19 protein-coding genes are annotated in these 24,250 nt (G+C 39.3%); all 19 read left to right on the forward strand.

Annotation, left to right across the window (positions count from 1 at the left end; all coding sequences use genetic code 11):
* The first annotated feature begins 159 nt into the window (after positions 1-159).
* The 19 genes from spoIID (at position 160) to metK (ending at position 24,107) form a co-directional block, all read left to right on the forward strand.
* On the forward strand, positions 160-1,485 hold the full coding sequence (gene spoIID / locus AC1D7X_RS15515; protein WP_495475565.1) for a stage II sporulation protein D: 1,326 nt from the start codon (positions 160-162) through the stop codon (positions 1,483-1,485).
* Between the two features lie 61 nt (positions 1,486-1,546).
* A complete protein-coding gene (locus tag AC1D7X_RS15520) occupies positions 1,547-2,284 on the forward strand; it encodes a peptidoglycan DD-metalloendopeptidase family protein (protein WP_495475566.1) in 738 nt (245 codons plus the stop codon).
* A gap of 216 nt (positions 2,285-2,500) precedes the next feature.
* The gene (gene spoIIID, locus AC1D7X_RS15525; protein WP_495456727.1) at positions 2,501-2,788 is read left to right on the forward strand and encodes a sporulation transcriptional regulator SpoIIID; all 288 of its coding nucleotides are present in this window, start codon (positions 2,501-2,503) and stop codon (positions 2,786-2,788) included.
* 193 nt (positions 2,789-2,981) lie between these two features.
* Complete coding sequence (locus AC1D7X_RS15530; RefSeq protein ID WP_495475607.1) at positions 2,982-3,980, forward strand: rod shape-determining protein; 999 nt, start codon at positions 2,982-2,984, stop codon at positions 3,978-3,980.
* A gap of 109 nt (positions 3,981-4,089) precedes the next feature.
* Entirely contained in the window at positions 4,090-4,974 is an 885-nt protein-coding gene (locus AC1D7X_RS15535; protein WP_495456726.1) for a flagellar hook-basal body protein, read from the forward strand.
* A gap of 45 nt (positions 4,975-5,019) precedes the next feature.
* Positions 5,020-5,841 carry a flagellar hook-basal body protein gene (locus tag AC1D7X_RS15540; RefSeq protein WP_495456725.1) on the forward strand — a complete coding sequence of 274 codons (822 nt, stop codon included), beginning with the start codon at positions 5,020-5,022 and terminating at the stop codon, positions 5,839-5,841.
* Positions 5,842-5,853: 12 nt separating this feature from the next.
* Entirely contained in the window at positions 5,854-6,060 is a 207-nt protein-coding gene (locus AC1D7X_RS15545) for a DNA-directed RNA polymerase subunit beta (protein ID WP_495456724.1), read from the forward strand.
* A 241-nt stretch (positions 6,061-6,301) separates the two neighbouring features.
* Entirely contained in the window at positions 6,302-6,733 is a 432-nt protein-coding gene (fabZ, locus tag AC1D7X_RS15550) for a 3-hydroxyacyl-ACP dehydratase FabZ (RefSeq protein WP_495456723.1), read from the forward strand.
* 124 nt (positions 6,734-6,857) lie between these two features.
* The gene (locus tag AC1D7X_RS15555) at positions 6,858-8,576 is read left to right on the forward strand and encodes a phospho-sugar mutase (protein ID WP_495456722.1); all 1,719 of its coding nucleotides are present in this window, start codon (positions 6,858-6,860) and stop codon (positions 8,574-8,576) included.
* 107 nt (positions 8,577-8,683) lie between these two features.
* Positions 8,684-10,699: a DUF5693 family protein gene (locus AC1D7X_RS15560; RefSeq protein WP_495456721.1), complete on the forward strand. Its 2,016-nt coding sequence runs from the start codon at positions 8,684-8,686 to the stop codon at positions 10,697-10,699.
* Positions 10,675-11,820, forward strand: coding sequence for a polysaccharide pyruvyl transferase CsaB (gene csaB / locus AC1D7X_RS15565; protein WP_495456720.1), 1,146 nt, complete (start codon positions 10,675-10,677; stop codon positions 11,818-11,820). Before AC1D7X_RS15560 ends, csaB begins: the two co-directional genes overlap by 25 nt.
* Positions 11,813-12,577, forward strand: coding sequence for a WecB/TagA/CpsF family glycosyltransferase (locus AC1D7X_RS15570; protein ID WP_495475567.1), 765 nt, complete (start codon positions 11,813-11,815; stop codon positions 12,575-12,577). The genes csaB and AC1D7X_RS15570 overlap by 8 nt, the downstream gene beginning before the upstream one ends.
* Positions 12,578-12,690: 113 nt before the next feature.
* On the forward strand, positions 12,691-13,815 hold the full coding sequence (locus AC1D7X_RS15575) for an MraY family glycosyltransferase (protein ID WP_495456718.1): 1,125 nt from the start codon (positions 12,691-12,693) through the stop codon (positions 13,813-13,815).
* A gap of 209 nt (positions 13,816-14,024) precedes the next feature.
* The gene (locus tag AC1D7X_RS15580; RefSeq protein WP_495475568.1) at positions 14,025-17,993 is read left to right on the forward strand and encodes an S-layer homology domain-containing protein; all 3,969 of its coding nucleotides are present in this window, start codon (positions 14,025-14,027) and stop codon (positions 17,991-17,993) included.
* Positions 17,994-18,126: 133 nt separating this feature from the next.
* The gene (locus AC1D7X_RS15585; protein ID WP_495475569.1) at positions 18,127-18,468 is read left to right on the forward strand and encodes a hypothetical protein; all 342 of its coding nucleotides are present in this window, start codon (positions 18,127-18,129) and stop codon (positions 18,466-18,468) included.
* Between the two features lie 401 nt (positions 18,469-18,869).
* A complete protein-coding gene (locus AC1D7X_RS15590) occupies positions 18,870-21,710 on the forward strand; it encodes an Ig-like domain-containing domain (RefSeq protein ID WP_495475570.1) in 2,841 nt (946 codons plus the stop codon).
* A gap of 93 nt (positions 21,711-21,803) precedes the next feature.
* Positions 21,804-22,349: a hypothetical protein gene (locus AC1D7X_RS15595; RefSeq protein ID WP_495475608.1), complete on the forward strand. Its 546-nt coding sequence runs from the start codon at positions 21,804-21,806 to the stop codon at positions 22,347-22,349.
* Positions 22,350-22,455: 106 nt separating this feature from the next.
* Complete coding sequence (locus tag AC1D7X_RS15600; RefSeq protein ID WP_495456713.1) at positions 22,456-22,731, forward strand: alpha/beta-type small acid-soluble spore protein; 276 nt, start codon at positions 22,456-22,458, stop codon at positions 22,729-22,731.
* 173 nt (positions 22,732-22,904) lie between these two features.
* Complete coding sequence (gene metK / locus AC1D7X_RS15605) at positions 22,905-24,107, forward strand: methionine adenosyltransferase (protein ID WP_495456712.1); 1,203 nt, start codon at positions 22,905-22,907, stop codon at positions 24,105-24,107.
* Positions 24,108-24,250: the final 143 nt, after the last annotated feature.

Raw genomic sequence — 24,250 nt, forward strand, 5'->3', positions numbered from 1 at the left:
GCGGAAATTATCCTTTTAATACTTCATAGGGTCTTTTGAATCGTAATCTTCTTCTCTCTTAAATGGGTTCTATCATATCTTCTAATCTCATATGTATAAATTAGATAGAGCCGCAAAGTCATAGACATTTGATGAGAAAGAACGGAGGGTTACATTCATATGAAAGATCCGCGCCAACAAATCAAAATCAAGATAAAGCCTATAGCTCAAATTCTAGATTCTGAGGAAGTGTCTAATTCCGCAACACTTGAGCCTCTCTCTCTAGGATCACCAACCTTAGTGAATAATAGACAAGTAGAAGATCCTCCTCCCGCCTCTAACCCTATTCGATTTAATGTGAGGCAGGGGAAACGTACCCGTAGCAGCCGACATCGTTTTGGGAGACGTATAAGATGGCGCAGTCCCAAAGCTATGCAGAAGCGAATTCCACCCACCATATGGGCTGTAGGGGGCCTGCTTACGCTTGCACTGGTGTTACCTGTATTCGTAGTGATGCTTAGGCATAATCCTGTGGTGACCCTACCAATTGAAAATCAGATTGTGGAAACAACCCCTACATTACCTGAAGTAGTAGCTGGACAAGAAGGATCCGAACCAGAACAAGGACCAGAAACAATGGTATCCGTATATTTGTCCAAGTTGGACCGTATTGAGACGCTTCCGCTTGATGATTATGTCACAGGAGTTGTTGCAGCGGAAATGCCAGCTGAATTTGAGAGTAACGCACTTACTGCACAGGCGATTGCCGCCCGTACTTTTATAATTCAACGTCTATTAAGTAATGATAAGAGTGGTGTGCCCATAGAAGGTGCTGATGTTACGGATACAGTCGCCCATCAAGTCTATATATCGAAGGAAACACTAGAGAAAGAATGGATCGGTGAAAAGGCAACGCTACTAACTAAATTACAGCGTGCTGTAAAAGATAGTAGCAATATAGTTATGACGTATAAAGGTAAACCGATTACGGCATCTTTTTTCTCAACTAGTAATGGGTATACGGAGAACTCAGAAGATTACTGGAATGCATCAATCCCTTATTTACGAAGTGTACCGAGTCCTTGGGATAAGGATATAGCTCCACACTATAAAGAGACACTGAAGATAAGTCAGAAACAATTTTTAAGTAATTTGGGCCTATCGAATATCAGTATACCTACTATGAAGAATGAGAATTCCGATTCTCTTATTCATATTCTCTCAACTACAGAAGGACACCGTATTAAAGAAGTAACTATTGGTGGCGTTAAATTCAGTGGTAGGGAAGTTCGTGAGAAACTAGGATTGCGTTCAAGTCAGTTCTCGTGGGTAGCCTCGGGGAATGATATTGTTATCACTACATATGGTTACGGGCATGGTGTAGGGATGAGTCAGTGGGGAGCGAATGGGATGGCGAAGGAAGGGTATACAGCTACTCAAATTCTCAAACACTATTATACTGGAATTGAGTTTCAACAAGTTACTAAACTACTCTCTAAAAAATAATAGTTCAGGAAAAGGTATAAAAGATTTCATCTCGGTAAGAATGATTACAGAGGTGATAACTATGAATGAACAAAACAAAAATCAAACGCATGGAGAAACTCCTAAACCATTAAAAGGAGCACCGGTTGAAAAACTGTCTTCATGGAAAAGGCTGTTGTCGAAACGATGGATTTACCCAGCAGTGTACATGGCCGCAGCAGCACTTATACTAACTTTAGTGTGGGTCTATCAGGATTCCAGTCAGAAAGCACTTACTACAGACCCTACTACAGTATCTGAAAGTCTCGTATCCAAAGATACTGAAAGTGGTATAAACCCGTTGGACAAAGATGCACTCGAAGTCATTGCTAAGGCAGAGAGTATGACATGGCCAGTAGTGAATGCAAAAGAAGTAAACATTGTGAAACCGTACTATGATCCAAAAGGTTCTGAAGAAAACCATCTGGAAGCGATGGTTCAATACAATGATACGTTTGTAACGAACACAGGGTTGGATCTAGCTCGTGAGGATGATAAGACTTTTGAAGTCAAAGCTGCATTGAGTGGTAAGGTCACTCGGGTAGATCCACATCCATTGATGGGTACCGTGGTGGAAGTTACACACGCAAACAATTTGAAGACAGTATATCAGAGTCTAACGGATGCTAAAGTGAAGTTAGGTGATGAGGTGACTCAAGGAAGTACGCTTGCAAGTGCTGGACGTAGTGAAATGGAAAGTGACCTTGGTAATCATGTGCACTTTGAAGTTTACAACAATGGTGAAATTGTCAATCCATCCGAATTGCTTCCTCCGAAATAAATAAAGAGGTTAAGCTCCATTCATACGATACAGAACGCTAAAAACACTGGAAAGGCAGGGGATACCCTGCCTTTTTGGTGGTCTTAAAGTGGTTCGAAATTAACATGTCCATAAAAAAAATGAGCATGCAAAAGCTTGTCAGACATCTAAACTGCGAATATATAGGCACGCCTCTCATATAATGTACCAAACTATCCACAGTAGGGAGGCGGGGGCGTGCACGATTACATCAAGGAACGGACGATCAAGATTGGACGTTGTATCGTGGAGACTAGGCAAACGGTCCGAACCATTGCCAAGGAATTTGGCGTATCGAAGAGCACGGTGCATAAAGATTTAACGGAACGACTGCCAGAGATCAATCCTGATCTGGCGGATCAAGTCAAACATATTCTAGAGTATCACAAATCAATCCGCCATCTCAGGGGAGGCGAAGCCACCAAAATTAAGTATAAAAAAACGAATGATAAAAAAAGAGAGGTTGTCAGTGCAGTAAAGTCATAATAATAGCATAATCACGATAATTCCAATTGAATCCATCCCCTGAAGTATGATATGTTAAAAGATGGTATAGGGTCGAATCGTGTAATCTAAAATATTCGAAAATGAATTTTTTGTAAATTCCTGTCGAACGTATAGATTGGATACTAAGGACGCTATGAATTACCATAAAATAACACTTTGGGGGCTCTTCATGATGTTAAGCAAGGATATTGGAATAGATCTCGGCACGGCGAATGTGCTCATTTACGTCAAAGGAAGGGGTGTGGTTTTAAATGAACCTTCAGTTGTGACGATTGAAAGGGATACCAAAAAAGTTCTTGCTATCGGAGATGATGCACGTCGGATGATTGGGCGTACTCCGGGCAATATCGTAGCGATTCGTCCGTTGCGCGACGGAGTCATTGCTGATTTTGAAGTAACTGAAATGATGCTTAAGTACTTTATCGAAAGCGTAGGGGGACGTACCTGGTACAGTCGCCCTCGTATACTCATTTGTGCACCAACGAATATTACCTCTGTGGAACAAAAGTCTATTCGTGAAGCAGCTGAGCGTAGTGGTGCTAAAGAAGTATACTTAGAAGAAGAACCTAAGGCAGCGGCTATTGGTGCAGGTATGAATATATATGAGCCGAGTGGGAACATGGTTGTTGACATTGGTGGTGGGACGACTGATGTTGCTGTACTTTCTATGGGCGATGTCGTTACCGCTTCTTCGCTTAAAATAGCAGGGGACAAGTTCGATGAGGCTATAACCAAGTACATAAAGAGTAAGTATAAATTACTTATAGGTGAACGTACTGCTGAAGACATTAAGGTTAACATTGGAACTGTGCACCCAGGTGGAAGTCAAGCTGAGATGGACATTCGCGGAAGAGATATGGTATCAGGGTTACCTTTAACCATTACTATTACTTCTGGAGAAGTACAAGAGGCGTTGTGGGATCCGATCTCTTCCATCGTATTAGCAGCCAAATCTGTCTTAGAACGTACGCCACCCGAGTTGTCAGCAGATATTATTGATCGCGGTGTTATCCTCACAGGCGGAGGAGCATTATTGAATGGGTTAGATGAACTATTGTCAAGTGAGTTACGTGTCCCTGTACTTGTAGCAGAGGACCCTATGCACTGTGTTGTTAAAGGAACTGGAATAATGTTAGACAATTTAGATAAAGTGATAAAGAAAAAGTATTAATTAGCCGATATATATTCTTAGGATGTGTAATACGGATGGGTTATTGAGGGGATGTTTATTCACAGTTATTAATACAGCTAGAATTAGGATTAGAAAGGGGAAGTAGATTATGTTAAGAGGACTTTATACAGCGGCAGCAGGCTTAATCTCGCAACAGCGTCGTCATGATACGGTGACGCAGAATATTGCGAATATCAACACGTTTGGTTACAAACAAGTTGATAGTGTAGCACGTTCATTTCCAGAAGTGCTCGTATCTATTACGGGTGGAGATTCAAACAATTTGGAACGTAAGTTAGGAAAACTTAATACAGGTGTGTTCATGGAGGAAAGTATCTCCATGTTTACGCCGGGTGTTGTGACTGAGAGTAATAATACAACGGATTTTGCACTTTCGTCAGATATTATTGTGTATGATCCGGATACGAATCAACCTATTCCTTTTGACTCAAATGGTAAATATATAGATGAGGAAGGAAATACGACCTATCAACCACAGACCTTTTTTACAGTACAGGACATTAATGGGCAGACTAGATACACACGTGACGGGAATTTCAGGGTGACCTCTGATGGGCAACTGATTACTTCTACAGGGTTTCAGGTATTAGATGTAAATAATAACCCAATCACAATCAAGGGGTCTATTGAAGATCTTAAGGTGGATGGAAAAGGACGCATCATTGATACAGCTACAGGACTACCTACAGGTACTTCCATTGCGGTAAGTGTTGTAAATCAACCTTATGAAATGGTTCGAGAAGGAAATGGTGTGTTTCGCATAGATAATATGGATGCTGCAGATGTCCGTTTGAGCATCGCTGGTGACAATTTAGAAGTGAGACAGGGATACATCGAGAGATCTAATGTGAACTCGACGCAATCTATGGTCGATTTGAACTTAGCTGCACGTGCTTATGAATCCAACCAAAAGGTTATCCAGTATTATGATAGAAGCTTGGATAAAGCAGTTAACGAAATTGGTAGAGTGTAATAGAATAGGATTAAATGATGTTATTTGAGGAGGTTAGACTAGATCATGAACAACTCATTAATTAGTGCTGCCGTGTCTATGAATAGTATGCAATCTAGATTGGATCTAATAGCTGATAATATAGCGAATATGGATACAATAGGATATAAACGTAAAGAAAACTCTTTTGAAGATGTGTTGACTCGCGTTCAAAGCCATTTGGAAGACTTTCGCAGTACAGGACGAGCTACACCACTAGGACATAATATTGGATTTGGTGTAAAATTGGCTTCAGTAACATCTAACATGATAGAAGGAGCTATTCAAGATACGGGCATTCCGACGGATCTCGCAATTCAGGGTAATGGATTGTTCGCTATACAGAGTGATGGAAACATTGCTTATACACGCGAAGGATCATTTCATTTCAATCCAGTTATGAACGATCCGAACTCTATGGTGCTGTTAAATAGCCAAGGCGATTATGTACTTAATCGGGCGAATCAGCCAATTATAGTTCCGACCAATTCAAAAGTAGCGATAGATGATGACGGAAACGTATGGTCAACAGCAAACGGAACTTCAACAAGAGTATCAGTGGGTCAGATTCAATTTGTTGAGTTGCAAAGACCTGAAGGGCTAGTTCAGATGGATGGGAATAAGTTTGTAGTGGCAAATGGAGTAACGAATAATGAAGTTTTTGGAGATACCAATACAGTTAAGCCAGATAATGTATCGATACTTTCAGGTAAATTAGAGAAATCTAATGTGGACTTAGCATCAGAAATGACTAATATGATTCAAATACAACGGGCATACCAAATGATAGCTCGTTCATTAACCTCCAGTGACAACATGATGGGCCTTGCTAACAATTTGCGAGGATAAGGAGGGGTAATCATGGGTGATGATCGTAAGCCAGCACAGAATCGTAAGAAAACACCAAGATGGCGAATTGTATTGAGATTCATGATTCCACTGTTTTTGCTAATAGCCTTAATAGTAGGTGTAGTAGTAGGGTATGTGATCTTTGGTAAGCGTAGCTTGGGTGAAGTATTCCAATGGGATACGTGGAAGCATGTCTTTGACCTTGTTTTTGCACCTTAACGAAGGTTAGATATTCGAGTAAGTTGATCTAAAGGAAGAAAACTCCGTTCATTTGGGAGTTTTCTTTTTAGGTTGGATAACTGTATAATGATGGGGGATAAAGGACAAAAGGACCATCATCCATTAGACATAATGCCTAAGGAGAAAGTCCCTTATCTGAACCTCCATATTCTGCAGAAGATGAAGGATATTACATAGTATTGCCGTAACTTATAAAGGTTATTCGAAGGGAGTTTTATTTGTGTTAGATGTGAATCAAATTCAGGAGATCATTCCGCATAGACCCCCGTTTTTACTTGTTGATCGTATTATTGAACTTGAGGATGGTAAACGGGCAGTTGGGATTAAGAATGTAACTATCAATGAGCCCTTTTTTACGGGACATTTCCCGGGTTACCCTGTGATGCCGGGAGTTCTTATTACGGAGGCATTGGCCCAAGTAGGAGCTGTTGCTATTCTAAATGTGGAGAGCAATAAGGGCAAGATTGGATTTTTAGCAAGCTTAGATAATTTTCGCTTTCGAGGACAGGTAGTACCGGGTGATACATTACGATTAGAAGTTGAGATTATTCGTCTTAAAGGCAACTTCGGTAAAGGGAAGGCTGTCGCGAAGGTAGAAGACAAAGTTGTAGCAGAAGGTGAAATTATGTTTGCATTATCGGATCCTACCTGATCATATTTCCTTGTGTCATCCTACTAGAAAACCATTCTACTAGATAGATTGAACTAAAGACTTACTCTCAATATAAGTGTAGACTTTAGACTAATCTATATATAAAAGTGAAGGGGGACTTTACATGTCTCAATTAAGTCAACAATCCATTAATAACATCGAGCAGTGGCTCAAGGATTCTAATATCGATGAGGACACGAAACAGGAACTTCGAAATTTAGAGCAAGAACCACAAGAGTTAGAGGATCGTTTCTATAAAGATCTAGAGTTCGGTACAGGAGGACTAAGAGGCGTTATAGGTGCCGGTAGCAATCGTATGAATCGGTACACGATTGGTAAGGCTACACAAGGATTTGCACAATATATTTTAGGATCATTTGGGCAAACTGAAGGTAAGCCTTCTGTTGTTATAGCATATGATTCTCGTCACTTTTCTCCAGAGTTTGCTTTGGAGTCTGCACTTGTACTTGCTGGGAATGGAATTGTAGCTAAATTATTTCCATCGCTTCGTACCACTCCGCAGTTATCATTCAGTGTACGTGACTTGGGTGCAACCGGTGGAATCGTGATTACAGCGAGTCATAACCCTCCAGAATACAATGGATATAAAGTATATAATAATCAAGGTGGACAGCTGATTCCTCATGAAGCAGAACAAGTTATTCAACATATTAAAGAGGTTGAATCTTTCTCCGCTGTGAAGAGGCTTAAGCAAGCTGAAGCTGAGGAACAAGGACTGTTAGTATGGCTCGGTGAAGCAGATGATGATGCATTTGTACGTACGATTGCTGAGCATAGCGTGAACGCTGATCTTATCCGTTCCTCTTTAGGAAAGGACTTCCGCATCGTGTACACACCGTTACATGGTACAGGTAATATTCCTGTGCGTAAGACTCTTGAAGCCATTGGATTCACTAATGTTCATGTTGTTCCAGAACAAGAACAGCCAGATGCAGAATTTTCAACAGTTAAATCACCTAACCCTGAAGAACGTGAAGCTTTCACACTAGCTATGAAGCTGGGAGAAGAGCTAAATGCAGATATCTTAATTGGTACAGATCCCGATTGTGATCGTATGGGCGCTGTAGTCAAAGATAAAGATGGTAAGTATATCGTACTCTCAGGAAATCAATCTGGGGCTATTATGATTCATTATCTATTAAGTCAGTTGAAGGCAGCAGGTACACTTCCGGAGAATGGTGTCGTGGTGAAGACTATCGTAACGAGTGAGATGGGCGCAGCAATTGCCCGACATTATGGAGCAGAAGTGATTAATACGCTGACTGGATTTAAATATATCGGTGAGAAAATGACTCAGTTTGAAAAATCCGGACAATATACGTATTTGTTTGGGTATGAAGAAAGCTATGGTTACTTAGCGGGCAATTACGCTAGGGACAAGGATGCTGTGCTTGCTTCTATGTTGATTGCTGAAGCAGGAGCTTTCTATAAAGGCCAAGGTAAGACATTGTATGATGTACTAGAAGAGCTATATGAGCAGTTCGGATATTTCCAAGAGAGATTGGAATCCCGTACACTGAAGGGTAAGGACGGAATTGCGCAAATTCAATCCAAAATGACAGCTTGGCGTACGCAAACACCTCTTGAAGTTGCTGGTGTTCAAGTGAATGAAGTATTGGACTATTCCAAAGGTCTAGATGGTCTTCCACAAGAAAATGTATTGAAGTTTATGTTGGAAGATGGCTCATGGTTCTGTCTCCGCCCATCAGGTACTGAACCGAAGATTAAAGTTTATTTTGCAGTACGTGGTGATTCTATAGGGAACGCAGAGGAACGGATCGCGAAGCTGGTTCAAGAAGTTATGTCTCGCGTTGATGCTTAATAAGAAGTTTGTAAAGATAGTATAGATAGTATGGATAGATTCAGGAACATGGACATTCTAATGAGAGTAGGACATGTTCCTGAATGAGATATGAGGAGGACTTGTCAGTGCAGTATAATTGGAAAAAGTGGAGTGTTTCCTCTCGGAAATGGTTATGGATCCTAGTTATAGTAGGAATAGTAGCTGCTATGCCTGTGATGTATGATCGCTATAAGACGGAGACATCTGCAAATCAAGTAGAGCTTGTATTCGATTACCGTGATTTAGTGGATATGGCGGCTTATGAAGCTTATCCTGAGAACTTTATCAGTGAACAATTGGATAGGTTAAAAGATGCTGGCGTAAACAGCATGGCCATGTTCGAAAGTAGATTAGATGAATTCCAGAAATCACGACGGTTAACGCTTTACAATAGTAAAGATATCGCGAACAAAACAGATCAAGTAAATCCTGTGAACGAGAATTTTACGTACATAGCGTTTAATAATGATGAGAGTGCAAGTCAGATAGCTCCTGTGATTAAGGAGACATTCAATAGGTTGGAAATCACAGTTAAGCCATGGTCATATAATAACCATACTGGGCTTATTATTGAGACTCCTCTTGAGAATGCTATACTGAAGCCGATGCGGTCTGATCCAATAACGTTCAACATGTTGCGTGATAAAGGATTTAATATTGTACCTCGATTAGGAGACAGTCTTGATTACAATCAAGATTATATGGAAAATTTATTATCTGATTTTGAGGCTGCAGGGGTAACACGCATTCTCTTTGAAGGGGAAAGCGTAAAAGGATACAACAATCAAGCAGACATGAAGAGTTTGGATTCCTTTGCTGCTTTGCTAAAAGAGCATGGAATTGGTATTGTGGCTATTGAGAATTTAAAGAAACCTCAATTAGGTTTCAACAAATTAGCTTATGATATTGACTATAATGTTGTACGCTTATATTCATTAAGTGAAGGTGACGCTAATCTAGATGTACAGACGATTGCTGATCGTCTCGCTCTAGCAAGTAAAGATCGTAATATCCGAATGTTCTATTTAAATGCAGCTCCAAGTCGTAATTCTTCAAAAGCCATGATTACGAATCCTATGGATAACTTAATCCATAGTCTTACAGAGCCAGGGAATGCCATTGAAAAAATGGAGAGTAACGGCTTTACGATGGGTCAAGCTAAGGCATTTGATGTGACAGATTCTTCATATCAACGCATATTGAAGTTGGTAGTTGTCCTGGGTGGTGTTGCTTTCATATCGCTACTCATATCTTATTTCATTCCGATGCTAACCATCCCAGCTTTCCTATTGGGAATGATCGGGAGTGCGGGGTTATTCATTCTAAAACCCACATTGTTCGAGCAGGGACTCGCCTTATTGGTTGCAATAAGTGCACCGACAATAGCGATGGTGCTAGCTGTACGTAAGATTAACGAACTGAATGTTAACATAAAGGAAATGAAGATTAGTCGCCGGTTGACTCACGCACTTGTCTTGTTTGTAAAGACTTCGATCATTTCTTTAAGTGCCATTCCTTTCGTTGTTGCTCTGCTAAACAATGTTACGTATGAATTAGTTCTTAGCCAATTCCGAGGAGTAAGCCTATTACACTTTGGACCAATTGCCCTCACTGGGTTGTATGTAATTATGTATCGTGGTGGGAATTTACGTCAGCAGATGAGTAGAATCCTCCGTAGTAGAATTACTATTATGGGTGTTATCGTTGCCGGATTGATTGCAATAGTAGGTTACTATTACTTAAGTCGTACGGGTAACGCTGGTTCCGTAACATCGCTTGAGATGTCATTCCGCTCGTTTATGGAGAATACATTTGGTGTTCGACCACGTAGTAAAGAATTCCTTATGGGACATCCATTGTTCTTACTAGGAGCTTTTATGGCGATTAAGTATCGTAATGCTATCTACATTTTGGTTATTGCTACCATCGGACAATTGTCTATGGTTGATACATTTGCGCATATCCATACACCGCAGATAATTTCTCTAGTCCGAAACCTATTGGGATTAGGATTAGGACTTATCATTGGACTTGTCGCGATAGCCGTATGGCAAATTGCAGAAGGGTGTTGGAAACGATGGTCACCGCTTCTCAAACGATAGTTATATCAGGATTCTATGGGTATAAGAATAGCGGAGATGAAGCTGTTCTTCAGTCCATTCTGATGGCTTTAGAAGAACAGGCTAAGGAATTAGGAATAGTGCTACAACCTGTTGTACTTTCAATCGATCCTGAATGGACTAAGTTAACTTACGGAGTTCAAGCGGTACATCGTATGAAGCTTGGGGAAGTAAGACAAGCTATTAAAGACAGCTGTGGTCTAATTAGTGGTGGAGGAAGTTTACTTCAGGATGTTACAGGTCCGAAGACAATTCCTTATTACTTAGGGATTATCAAGCTGGCTCAATGGATGAAGAAGCCTACATTTATTTATTCTCAGGGTGTAGGTCCTGTAAATCGTGGGTTATTTCATCCGATGATTAAATCTGTTTTTAAGAAATGTGCTTATATATCTGTTCGTGACCAAGAATCAGCTGAGTTGCTTCGGAGTATGGGTTTACAGGGGAAAGTGATAGATGTTGTTCCTGATCCAGTGATGGGGCTCCGGCCTAGGGAACAAAGTACAGTATTAAATGATGAAATGCCGTATGAAGGAAATCTACCCATCATTGGTATCTCTGTCCGGTATTGGGAGAAGGATTATAAGGAACTTCAGAAGATTGTTGAAGGATTACAAATAGTGATGAAGAAGCAACCTATTCATGTGAGATTCTTACCGTTTCATCTTCCAATTGACGTTGAAGCTTCTCATTATATGATGGAACTACTGGGAGATGTCTCTTCTATAGGAAGCCAGATGAGCATATGCTCGGATATGGTTTATCCACAGGACATGTTATGGGAGATTAGTCAGTGCCAACTTGTCATTGGAATGAGATTACACAGCTTAATCTATGCTGCCAATTCTAGGGTTCCAATGATAGGTATCTCTTATGATCCTAAGATCAATCATTTCTTACAAAGACTAGATCAACAACCTGTCGGAGATACCTCCTCATTAAGTCCGGATGCTCTATCATCAGAAATTGAACATTTGCTGCTGCACGAAGAGGAATGGCGGAATGTTCACGCAACACAAATAGATCGTTTAAAGCAGGAATCTCAAGTGCCTGCCAAACGTATTGTTGAATATATACTTTCAAAGGTGATTACAAATGAATGAGAAATGGTTACCCAAAGTACCGACAGTCCCTATTTTTGGAATTGAGGTTTGCAAGTGGGGGATGTCTGATACCGTTCAGTACTTAACAGAAGCAATTACCATGCGTAAGCCACATCAGGTTATTACAGCAAATCCAATCATGGTTATGGCTGCATTGAATGATCCAACGTATCGAACTGTAATGGAACATGCGGAGTTAATTGTTCCCGATGGAACGGGGGTTGTATGGGCGGCTAATGTGGCTGGTAATCCTGTACAGGAACGGGTTGCCGGTTTCGATCTACTACATGAACTCATGAGAACGGGAGAAAGTCATCACTGGAGAGTTTATTTACTTGGTTCTACAACAGAAGTGATTCAAGAGACCGCTTTAAGGTTACAAATGAAATACCCGGGTGTAGATATCGTAGGTTATCACGATGGGTATTTTGGTCCGGCAGATGATGCGAAGATAATCGAGCAAATTAAGGGTACAAATCCAGATATTCTGTTTGTTGCTCGTTCTTCCGATACGCAAGAACCTTGGATTCATGAATATAAAGAACAATTGGGTGTACCATTAATGATGGGTGTTGGAGGCAGTTTTGACGTCATTTCGGGTAAAACAAAGCGGGCTCCAGTTCTTTTTCAAAAGTTACGATCGGAATGGTTGTATCGGTTATTGAGTGAACCGACGAGATATCGTAGAATGCTTGCGTTGCCGCAATTTGCAGTGAAAGTCCTCCGCAATAAAGAAAACATAACAAAACCCAACTAAATGAGCGATTATGGGCCAATTTAGCGGTAAATTGCTGAAATTTAGAGTTGGTGTTTATTTTTCGAACGGAGTATAATTCATTCCGTTAGAGAAAATGGAGGTTGAAGACTTAAATGTTAATGATAGCTATCATCGGATTTGTCCTGTCTTTAGGACTGGCACTCCTACTTACGCCTCAAGTGAAGAAATTTGCTTTTAAAATAGGCGCCATAGATGTACCGGATGCACGTAAAGTGCATACGAAGGTGATGCCTCGTCTGGGTGGGCTTGGAATTTATTTGGCCTTTATGCTGGCTCTTCTATTAACACTTCCATTCGTAGCGAATGATTTGTCGCTCCGGGATACTAATTTCATTAAGGCGTTTGTAATTGGTGGAACAATGATTGTGCTGATTGGTGCACTTGACGATCGCTTTCAGTTATCCGCTAAATTGAAGTTTGTATGCCAGATTATAGCGGCATGTGTTGTGGTGTTTGGGTTTGATATATCCGTGAATTTTGTAAATATACCTTTTAATGATAACTACTCCGTATTGGAGAGTTGGATTTCGATACCTCTTACGATACTTTGGATCGTTGGAGTGACGAACGCTATAAATTTGATTGATGGATTGGATGGACTTGCTGCAGGAGTCTCCGGTATTGCCATCGGGACGATCCTTGTGATGTCTCTGCTTATGGGCAATATGATGATTGCACTTTTATGTATCATTTTACTTGGAGCTATTATTGGATTCCTATTCTTTAACTTTCATCCAGCTAAGATCTTTATGGGTGATTCCGGGTCATTGTTTCTTGGCTTCTGTTTAGCCATGTTATCCTTATTAGGATTCAAACAAGTTGCCATAGTGTCCCTTATAACACCTTTAATTATTATTGCGGTTCCTTTGTCGGACACGTTCTTTGCAATTATTCGTCGATGGGTTCAGAAGAAACCTATCTTCGCACCAGATAAAGGTCATTTACATCATTGCTTAGGCGAACTTGGTTTCAGCCACCGCCAAAGCGTATTGATAATTTATGGCATTGCTACTTTCTTCGGAGTACTAGCGGTTATTCAATCGTCTGCAGCGTTGTACGATGCAAACTGGGTTACCTTTGTCGTGATCTGTGTAATGATGTTCTTCCTACAGATCGGAGCCGAAGTCATTGGACTTATCGGTAAGACTAAGAGGCCATTATTGAATCTCATTGCAAGACTGCGTATGAAAGAGAGTGCAGAGACGAGATCGAAATAAGGACTATATGATAATGGTTATTAAGTTCGTTAGATAATTTTCGGAATATAACCTATATATTATTTTAATTTACATCCTTGCCAATTTATGGTAAGGATGTTTTTGTATGTATTTTTCTAAAATTTTGTAAGATTCCTGCCGATATAGTAGATAACGATGTTTCATCGATCTCGATAGGTGAGGCTTACAAAAAGAGGAGGAACATAATTTTGAAAAGGTTATTATCATTAGTGTTAACGTTAGCTATGTTTGTTGGTATATTACCGGCGACATTATCGCCGACAGTTGATGCGGCAGCGGGAAGGTTCTTTTCATTCCCCAATGAACAATATACACAAACTGATGCAAGAGTAGTTAATACAGAACAGGTCACACTTGATGGTGCAATAAATAATGTGATTGGAAGTACGATCTCCTATAGTGTATATCAACTTCCGAAGACGGGTACTACACCTATTAACTCACGCGAAGGACAGAAGGGAAGCATCAAATTGAATGGAACGAATATTAGCATTCTTAACATTCAATTATTTCCTGGTCTGAATAAAATCACATTCAAAGGAAAGCAAGGCACAACTCAGGTAGAGGATTCGATCTACTTGGAATATAGAAATGGTCCTATGCTCATTGATTTGGCGGCTATATTTAGTAGTATGACTATTCCGTTGAAAGAAGATGGTACTACAATAGTACCGTCTGAATTAAAGGGATCCTCTTTTGGCAAAGCAAATGTAGACATCGCCATCTCTGGAAAGGCACCTAACGCAGATAAAGTAACTATTGAGGTGAATGGTAAGAGTTGGACATACAACGTATCTTCAAAAAATGCTTTCAAATTTAATGCTACTTCAGTAAATATTCATCAAGGGAACAATATCGTTACATTTCGGATAAGTAATAATAGCCAGTCGATTGAAACCACAAGAGAGATCACCTTTTACAACGGACGGGTTACCTTCTATGATGTTACAGCGACGGACGGTAACCTGGAATCAGGCGACCTTATTAGCAATCCAGACTTCACAGTAACTAGTAATAGCGTTGCCATTAATGGTCAAGCTGTTCTCCCAATTACACAAGGAATTGCACCTGATCCAGCGGATCAGATTTCTTATGTGATTAAAGATGGTACAACAAATACAATCGTAACTAATGGTACTGCTCCCTTCTCGTTAGTTAATCCAGTGGAAACTGATGATCAATATGCGACTATTGCATATTCTCTTCCTGCAACTACATTGAGTTATGATAAGCAATACTTTGTTGAACTAAGTGCATGGAACAGAACTAGTTCTCCTCAGGTTGAAGACAAGTCGGCAAGCATGGGCTTTAGGCTCAGAGATAAGAATACTGCCTTTATCCATGAAGTTAATTATTTATCAGGGTACAACACGAAACTGTCGGATGATAAAATTAAGAGTCTATCAGGCTCACCGATGCAAGGAACGAATATATTGTCTGTTCCTTTCGCAGTAGAAGTTCTGGTAGCGAATAGCTCCACACCTATAGTTGATATTACGAAGATTACTGATGCTGCTGATAAAGTAACATATGCCTCTTCAGAATATAATTGGAGACTACTCTCAGCAAAGGATACTGTTATCAAAAAAGTAAATGGTGAACAAATAACACTGCAACGGGTATTTATTGAATTCACTAAATTACCTGCTAACGGAGAACAGAATATATATTTATCCACAAATGGTGTTGAGAAAAAAGTAAAAGTGAATTTTCTATTTGATCCTTATGTTCAGTTCAATAGTGTCTATAATGACATGAAGATTGAACTAGATACGACTAAAGACTTAGCTATAAGACAGAATACGATTATGACAGCTTTAGATGATCTCAAGGGGCAATTTCTCGATATTGCAAATGATGCTGAGATAGTATATAGCGGGACTTCTCAAAGTGTGTTTTTGTATATTAATAATACGTTAGTTAAATTAGTTCAGAATGGAGCAGCAAAAACATCATTTATGCTTGATCCGTCATCAATACCAGATGTATATGGAACAAATGGCGCACTAGTTATTGGTGATAACGTCATTAAATTAGTGGTTAGAACAGCATCCTCTTCATATGAGAGCAAAATGAAGGTAAGTATCATTCCGACTAATGTACTTGTAATACCAGTTCCCAAATCAGATGGAATTTTTCCATACAGCACATCATATCGCGATGATCCTAAACCGAAAGACCCTAATTTCCAGCTTAAGAACAGTGTATATATGACTAAAGAAACAAAGATGAATGTATTTGGTACATTTGACTTTATCGATTTAGGTATGAATAAATTTGATGTACAATCTGCTATTTCTAGTATGAATGCAGACTTATCAGACTATAAGATACTTATTCAATCGCCGGGTATGAAAGATATCGAATGGAATTTAAGTAATGAGTTTTTTTCATGGGAGAACAAAGATGTCTTTAATACGATTAAAGCCGATGAACCAAGATTAACAGTGTATTACAATTATACAGATCAATATTTCAGCTTTATTCTCAATGATCAAGATATATACGGAGATGGAAGTCCTAAGTTATATACAATCAGTTTATATAACTCAGGATATGATGGACCACGTGCGATTTATCGCATGGAAGTGAATTCATTAGCCATTCCGTATACTGTACTTGAACCACTTCCACAGAAACGTGTAGTAAATAAGAACTTTGTAGAAGTTGTTATCTATTCACAAGATGCTGATAGTATTACCATTAACAAAGTTGCTGCTGAGAAAATTAATTACGATCCAGATTACGACGGCGTGATTGATTATGCACCAGCTTACCGTGTTCTTGTTAAGAATCTAAAGGCTGGTAAGGATAACAAGATAGATATTGTTATCACACGGGGCAGTGACCAGTTCAAAGACTCCATAAATGTGAAATATGTTCCGGCAAGCATTCCTGGGGCACAATATTTGGAGACAATGAAGAATTCGCATAAAGTTTTTGATGGGGCATTGAATTTGACCTTTGCTAAAGGAACAACATTATTAAGAAAAGATTATAGTGTTACAGAACAATATAAAAACCAAGTGTTCTCAGGACATGATATTCTATTTTCTATTGGGAATAACACTGATGGGGTTGTAGATCGTCATGAGTATGACAGAATATCATCCAATTTTGACTTTGTTTTAGCTACAGGTAAACAAAAATTCATTGGAAACTTCCAAGATAGATTTGTGAAGTCAAGTCCTGTATACTGGATTGATCCTGGATTAGCTGATGACATCAGTACACGAGAAAGTTACGATCCAGTGACAAAAGGTAATGATCCATATCAATTTCCTAGTGCACCAATTAAGGCCTTTTATGATAGAGATCCAAGTCGGGAACTAGTTCCTTCCAAGATAGGTAGTTTGACATTGAATTATGATCCTGTGATTGCAACGGATAGTGGTCGATTAATCACTGTGTTCCATTATGATCCAGTATTACAGCAGTGGGAAAATATTGGAGGAGTAGTAGATGCTAACAAGCACACGATTAAAATTCCATTCAGTCAATTCGGATACTATGTAGTAGCTAAACTAGGTTATTCGTATACTGATACCGTTGAACACCCTTATGGTCGAGACTTTATAGAAACGATATATGCTAAAGGAGTTATGAACGCATCTGATCCCGATGAACAATTCGGAACAGATTTATATGAGACACGTGCTGAGTTCGCTCGCATGATTGTACGTGTTCTAGATTTACCATTGAATTATGAAGGGGTTAATCACTTCACAGATCTTCCAACAGCGTTGTACACGGTTAACGTAGATGGATTATGGGATTTCAGATACATTGAGACAGCTGCTAGAGCAGGAATAGTTCGCGGACAAGAGCCGCGTTTGTTTGGTGCTACAGGTAACATATTACGTCAAGATGCAGCGTTAATGATTGCTAGAGCATTGAACGTTAAACTTGAGACCGATAGAGATAAGGTTGAGAAAGGTCTACAGAAGTATTTCGAGGATTATAAGGATATTGACTACTATGCTCAACCATCGATATTAGCTATTGCCGATAAAGGGTATATTTTAGGAAGTCCTATTGATCCAAATGATCTGAAAAAGGGATATAAATTTAAACCTAAGTCAAATATTCTACGTGCAGATGCGGCAATCATTGTCGCTAAAGTAATGGCCGATTTGAAAAAAATCCCCAAAATTTAGAAGCGTACGGAATGGAATAGAGTAGAAAACTACCTGTTTTCTACCCTTTTCCATGAACTATATTTTGTAATTTGACGTTCTATGAGATACAATGTTTAAGAAATTAATTTTTTCTAGAGGGTGAAGGTTACTTATGAAATCGATCTATTCTAAAGCTCAGATGGATTATATGAAGGCAAAAACAGTATTTGAGAATAGAGCTAGTGTGCTGGAGAAGCAAATTGAAACAACACGCAAGGTTAGAGAGATTTCTCAAGAAGTGATGGAAGGCCTAGTTCAAGAGACAGGATTCCATGCTGCGTTCAACGAACTGTTAACAGCAGAGAATAATCTCATTGAATGGTCGCATGTGACTATAAAGCACGAGAAAACCTATCGTGAGAATAAACAATCGATTGAACAAATGTATGAGAATATTAATGGAAGTCCTGAGATGAGAGCCCAGATCATTCAATTAGCGATGAAGATTAAGTAACAAATTGTAATAACTACATTGTAAATAAACACACAAAGAGACGCCATAAGGCGTCTTTTTGTGTGTTTATTGGTTAGAAGTAGGGTATATGTGTAATTAATCTGTATAAATCAGAATGAAGTGGTAACAAAATTGATTTTTTTTTTATAAAGGTGCAACTTTCTCGAAACTCATGCGTCTAAGATATAGAGTCATTAAGCAATGGGCAATCGCCACAAGAAAATTGTTCTATAAATTAGAAAATTTTTCTTTACTGCAACTTGTACCCATAGTATAATACTTAAAGTAGGCTTGGAAGCTAGTCTATGTTTTCTGATTGTCGCTTACCAGTTTCTGTGATACCCGTCACAGACATCATTTATATTTATTTGCTCAACTCGAGAAAGGGGGTGTATCGGCCAATGAGTAACACGAGCTACCCAATTAAAGAAAATAATAATGTAATGTACGCCCAAGGAGGAGAAAAAAAGGTTATGAAGAAAATTTTATCAGTAGCTTTATCTACAGCAATGGCATTCTCAATGTTTGCTTCTGTAGCATTCGCAGATACTGCAACACTATCCACACAAGACAAGTTTAACGAATTGAAAGTTAAAGGTATCTTCACTGGTTATCCAGATGGTACTGCAGGACTTGAAAATAACATGACTCGCGCTGAATTCGCGAAAGTTATCACTAAAGTAACTGGATTGAAAGAAGTAACAGACAAGGTTTCTTATAAAGATGCTGGTTACAGCAATCCTAAGAACTGGGCAGCACCATACATCGAAGCAGTAACTGCTGCTGGTGTTATGCAAGGTCAAGACTTGACTAAACAATTGTTCAACCAAAAAGCTAGTGTTACTATTCAAGAATTAGCAGAAGTTCTAGTTAAGGCGATGAATCTTGAAATTCCTACAACTACAGACAACACTGCTACTGTATGGGCTAAAGGTTCCGTTCAAGCAGCAATCAACGCTGGATTGCTTAGCAAGGATCTTAACTTCCAAGCAAACGCAACTCGTTCATTGTTAGTAGAAGCAGCATTTGCAGCTGAAGCAGCATTGAATACTCCTGCAGTAACTGATGCAACTAAAGTTGACACAGTATCTGCAAGCAACCTTCGTGAAGTAACAGTTAAATATGACGGTCAAGTTGATGTAGTAACAGCTACTGATGCAGGTAACTACAGTATCACTGGTGAAGGTAATCCAACTGTAACTGAAGTTGCATTGTCTGATGACAAAAAAGTAGCAACATTGACAGTTGAAAAAGCAACTTATTCAAATGAAGGTCTAGTTAACCAAAAAGAATACAAATTGTCTGTTGCTAACGTTCGTGCAGCTAGCAAAGTAATCACTGCTACTGATGTGAAGTTCACACCAGTTGATGCAGCGCTTCCTGTAGCTACAAGTGCACAAGCATTAGGTAACAAAACAATCAAAATCACTTTCAGCGAACCAGTTAAAGCTGCTAATTCTAACAACTTCAAAGTTGACGGTAAAACAACTACTGGAACAACTGAAATCACAGGTAATGTTGTGATCTTGAAATTGTACAACACTTTGGAAAATGCTGAACACACTGTAACAGTAGCTGGCGTTCAAGATTTCTCTACATTGAAGAACTTGTCAACTGACTTGAAATTCACAGTAGTAGAAGACAAAACTGCTCCTACAATTGCAAGTGTTGAAAAAGCAACTTTTGAAGAAATTACTTTGAAATTCAGTGAGCCAGTTGATAAAGCTACTGTATTGGCATCCAATGTTCATTGGTTGCGTGGTGGTAACAAAGTGGTAGCTAGCGAAGTGAAAGCTTTGTCTGATGACACATACAGATTCACTTTCTCAGAAGCTAACCGTTTGGTATATGCAACTGATTTGTATGTAACTGGAGTTAAAGATTACACTGGTAACGTAATCGCTGCTGACACTAAAATCGCAGTTAATCCAGTAGTTGACCAGACTCGTCCAGAAGTTGTGAATGCTACACTTTCTGACGATCTTAAGAATATCGTTGTTAAATATTCTAAAAATGTTGTAGCTTCTACTGCAACTGCTGCAGCTAACTATGTAATCAAAGATGCTGATGGTAAAGTAGTGTATTCTTTGAAAACTGTTACTGTGAAAGATGCTAAAACTGTAAACGTAAATCTATACAAAGCACTTGATGAAGGTAAAAGTTATACTTTGGAAATTAATGGAGTTACAGACACAACAACATTGAGAAATGTTCTTGTTCCTTACTCTAAAGTTCTTGAAGTCGGAGATGCTAGTGCTCCTACAGTTGAATCAGTAACTTACATTGCTAGCAGTAATGGCATCGTTGTTAACTTCAGCGAAGCTATGACAACTAGTGGTGAATATTCAATCGTTGAAGCAAGCAGATATACTTACAAAGATAAATCTGGTGCTTGGAAGGCTCTTCCTTCTGGTGCTGATCTGACTGTTTCTGCTGATGGTAAAGCGGCAATTATCGTATTCCCATCTGATATGGTTGTAGGTACTGATGTTACAGGTATCAGAGTATCAGCTGTGAAGGATCTTGCTGGTAACTTCATTAAAAATATGCAAGAAGAATCTATTACTCTAGCTCCAGCTGACGCTATTGTATCTGATGATGTTGCTAATGCAACTGCTAATGACAAGATTGAAGTTATGTTCAATCAAGCGCTACAATCCGGTTCTGCTACACCATCTCAATTTGTAGTTAAAGCTGGAAGTGAAGAACTTCTTGTTTCTACTGCAACTGTTGATAAAAAGAAAGTCGTATTGACTTTGGCAGACAGCAACAAACTTGATTCCACTGGTACTTACAAAGGTACTGCTGTTACTGTAACAGTTAAAGCTAAGGGTTACCTTGCAACTGCAGCTGGTAAACAAGTTGATACTGAAAAAACTTCAACAGTAGTAGATAAGATCGCTCCAGCAATTAAAGAAATTAGTAAAGAAACAGTAACTGGTGCTACTTACGCTACTGTAAATATCACTTTTACAGAAGATATTGCGTTTGATGCAGCTGCTCAAACTGATATCCAAGTAGTAGTTGATGGCACAGCATTGGTATATGGTACTGATTATACTTTAGCAGTATCAGGCACTGATAAGAAACTCGTAACATTGAGTCTTTCTGCAGCTGCTCAAACTAAATATGCAGGTAATGTTCTACAAGTTCGTGTTAATCCTTACGCAAGCTCCATCAAAGATGCTGAAGGTAACGTAGTATCTGGAAATGACACTTTCTTCGAAGCTTACATTAATTAATTGTAAGATGAAGAAGTACTAAAAAGTCCGCCCTTAGGGCGGGCTTTTTTTTAACTTAAAGTAGATTAAGTCAAAATTTGTAGGAGGGAAATGATGAAACGTATTTTGCGAATATCACTGACATTGGCATTACTTAGTTGCGGATTATGGGTCGGCTCACTACTAAATAACACAGCCAGTGGTGCAGGAGCCACAACTCAACCTGGTACCTCTGAAGACCCTGTTGTTACTAAAAGTTACGTAGATCAACAAATACAAAAAGCTTTGGGTGTAGGTACAATAACTCCTATTCCAACTAATCCAACGCCATCCAATCCGGTACCATCGATCCCAACGGATAATGGTAATACGAATACAAGTACAAATAATGCGATTGTTATCGTAGATGTAATGCCAGGTCAAAAGCTAATAGCTGACGCAGGAGCTGAATTCATCGTTAGAACCGGTAAGGCGGTAATGTATACAATGGATACAAGTGGTGCAGCCGATTTAACGGAAGGTAAAGATGTAACAAATGGGCAAGCCATTACTACAAATCATTTATTATCATTTCCTAGAGATGGACGAGGAATTAGGGTTCAAGATGGTAACAAGTACAACTTAATTGTTATGGTTCGTGGTGGATATTCAATACAATAAGATCTACCCTCATTATTGCCAAAAGTAACAATCTTTTATACGTGTAATTCGAATCCTAATGCAAATAATACTCTTGTAAGATATCATGCAGGAGGTGCTCATTATAATGGCTAGAAATAACCGGAGAGTTGTACCAGAAAGTCGACAGATGATTGATCAAATGAAATATGAAATTGCTGCGGAATTTGGACTTCAAGTAGGTAACTACAGAACTACGAATGGGCTGGATACTGAATTTGCTTCTGATCTAGGACAAGTAGATGGTTATTCAAAGCATGGACGTACTAGTTGGGGACATCTAACTTCTAGAGAAAATGGATCCGTGGGTGGCGAAATCACCAAAAGATTAATTCGTCAGGCTGAGCAAAGCTTTCTATTATAAACCTTATATATATATATTATGAATCACTGCATTATGTACGCTATTATGATATAGGAATAGATCCAGATTGATTGACACCGATTGACAAATAAGTTAATATGACCTGTGAGGATTGTAAAGCAACCTTTTCCAATTGGAGAAGGTTCATTTTTTGCTTATTGGGAGGTTAAACTATGTCAATTAAAGGACGTCATCTGTTTACATCTGAGTCCGTTACTGAGGGACATCCAGATAAAATATGCGATCAGATTTCTGATGCGGTGTTGGATGCATTCTTGGCGAACGATCCTAATGCACGTGTTGCATGCGAGGTAGCTGTAGCTACAGGACTAGTTCTAGTTATTGGAGAAATTAGTACCAATTCAGAATATGTAGATATTCCGTCTATTGTAAGAAACACCATTAAGGAAATTGGATATACACGCGCTAAATATGGCTTTGACTATAATACATGCGCTGTCCTCAGCTCATTGAATGAGCAATCTGCTGATATAGCCCAAGGTGTAAATGCTGCATTAGAGAACCGTGATGTTGATCAAATGGATAAGGAAACCGCGGATATTGGTGCAGGAGATCAAGGGTTAATGTTTGGTTTTGCTACAAATGAGACTCCTGAATTGATGCCACTTCCTATCGCGTTAGCTCACCGTATTGCACGTCAGCTTTCTGCAGTACGTAAAGATGGAACACTTGACTACTTGCGTCCAGATGGTAAAACGCAAGTGACGATTGAATATATGGATGATAAGCCAGTACGTGTAGACACGATTGTTGTATCTACGCAACATGCAGAAGAAATTTCGTTAGAACAAATTCAAGCAGACATTAGAGAACATGTTATTCTTCCTGTTGTTCCTGTGGAATTGCTCGATGATAAGACGAAGTATTTCATTAATCCAACAGGACGGTTTGTTATTGGTGGTCCTCAAGGTGATGCGGGTCTAACAGGACGTAAGATCATTGTAGACACATACGGTGGTTATGCACGTCATGGAGGCGGTGCATTCTCGGGTAAGGATCCTACGAAGGTAGACCGTTCTGCAGCTTACGCAGCGCGTTACGTAGCTAAGAACTTGGTAGCTGCTGGCCTTGCCGATAAATGCGAGATTCAATTGGCTTATGCCATTGGTGTAGCTACTCCAGTATCTATTAATGTAGATACTTATGGCACGGGTAAAGTAAGTGAGGAAAAGTTAGTTGAACTTATTCAAAATAATTTCGATCTTCGCCCAGCAGGAATTATTAATATGCTTAACTTACGTCGTCCGATTTATAAACAGACAGCAGCCTATGGTCATTTCGGTCGTACTGATCTTGATGTACCTTGGGAACAAGTCGACAAAGCAAGCGCATTAAGAGAACAAGCTGGAATTTAATATTAGATTAATACAAAAGGTACGTGCTAAGCTGCACGTGCCTTTTGTGTTTGAAATTATGATATGAAACTTTTGAGGAATTACCCTTGTGAAAATCATTCACATCTGAATCTAAGAGATACAACAGAATGAATCCCTTGCAG

The organism is Paenibacillus sp. Y568 (assembly GCF_059445545.1).

What these genes read in the sequence shown, in the direction of transcription:
- AC1D7X_RS15540 (WP_495456725.1), top strand. Translation starts at nt 5,020, where the DNA reads ATGAACAACTCATTAATTAGTGCTGCCGTGTCTATGAATAGTATGCAA.
- AC1D7X_RS15600 (WP_495456713.1), top strand. Translation starts at nt 22,456, where the DNA reads ATGGCTAGAAATAACCGGAGAGTTGTACCAGAAAGTCGACAGATGATT.
- AC1D7X_RS15585 (WP_495475569.1), top strand. Translation starts at nt 18,127, where the DNA reads ATGAAATCGATCTATTCTAAAGCTCAGATGGATTATATGAAGGCAAAA.
- AC1D7X_RS15530 (WP_495475607.1), top strand. Translation starts at nt 2,982, where the DNA reads ATGTTAAGCAAGGATATTGGAATAGATCTCGGCACGGCGAATGTGCTC.
- AC1D7X_RS15575 (WP_495456718.1), top strand. Translation starts at nt 12,691, where the DNA reads ATGTTAATGATAGCTATCATCGGATTTGTCCTGTCTTTAGGACTGGCA.
- AC1D7X_RS15590 (WP_495475570.1), top strand. Translation starts at nt 18,870, where the DNA reads ATGAGTAACACGAGCTACCCAATTAAAGAAAATAATAATGTAATGTAC.
- AC1D7X_RS15595 (WP_495475608.1), top strand. Translation starts at nt 21,804, where the DNA reads ATGAAACGTATTTTGCGAATATCACTGACATTGGCATTACTTAGTTGC.
- csaB (WP_495456720.1), top strand. Translation starts at nt 10,675, where the DNA reads ATGGTCACCGCTTCTCAAACGATAGTTATATCAGGATTCTATGGGTAT.
- AC1D7X_RS15545 (WP_495456724.1), top strand. Translation starts at nt 5,854, where the DNA reads ATGGGTGATGATCGTAAGCCAGCACAGAATCGTAAGAAAACACCAAGA.
- spoIID (WP_495475565.1), top strand. Translation starts at nt 160, where the DNA reads ATGAAAGATCCGCGCCAACAAATCAAAATCAAGATAAAGCCTATAGCT.
- AC1D7X_RS15535 (WP_495456726.1), top strand. Translation starts at nt 4,090, where the DNA reads ATGTTAAGAGGACTTTATACAGCGGCAGCAGGCTTAATCTCGCAACAG.
- metK (WP_495456712.1), top strand. Translation starts at nt 22,905, where the DNA reads ATGTCAATTAAAGGACGTCATCTGTTTACATCTGAGTCCGTTACTGAG.
- AC1D7X_RS15570 (WP_495475567.1), top strand. Translation starts at nt 11,813, where the DNA reads ATGAATGAGAAATGGTTACCCAAAGTACCGACAGTCCCTATTTTTGGA.
- AC1D7X_RS15520 (WP_495475566.1), top strand. Translation starts at nt 1,547, where the DNA reads ATGAATGAACAAAACAAAAATCAAACGCATGGAGAAACTCCTAAACCA.
- AC1D7X_RS15555 (WP_495456722.1), top strand. Translation starts at nt 6,858, where the DNA reads ATGTCTCAATTAAGTCAACAATCCATTAATAACATCGAGCAGTGGCTC.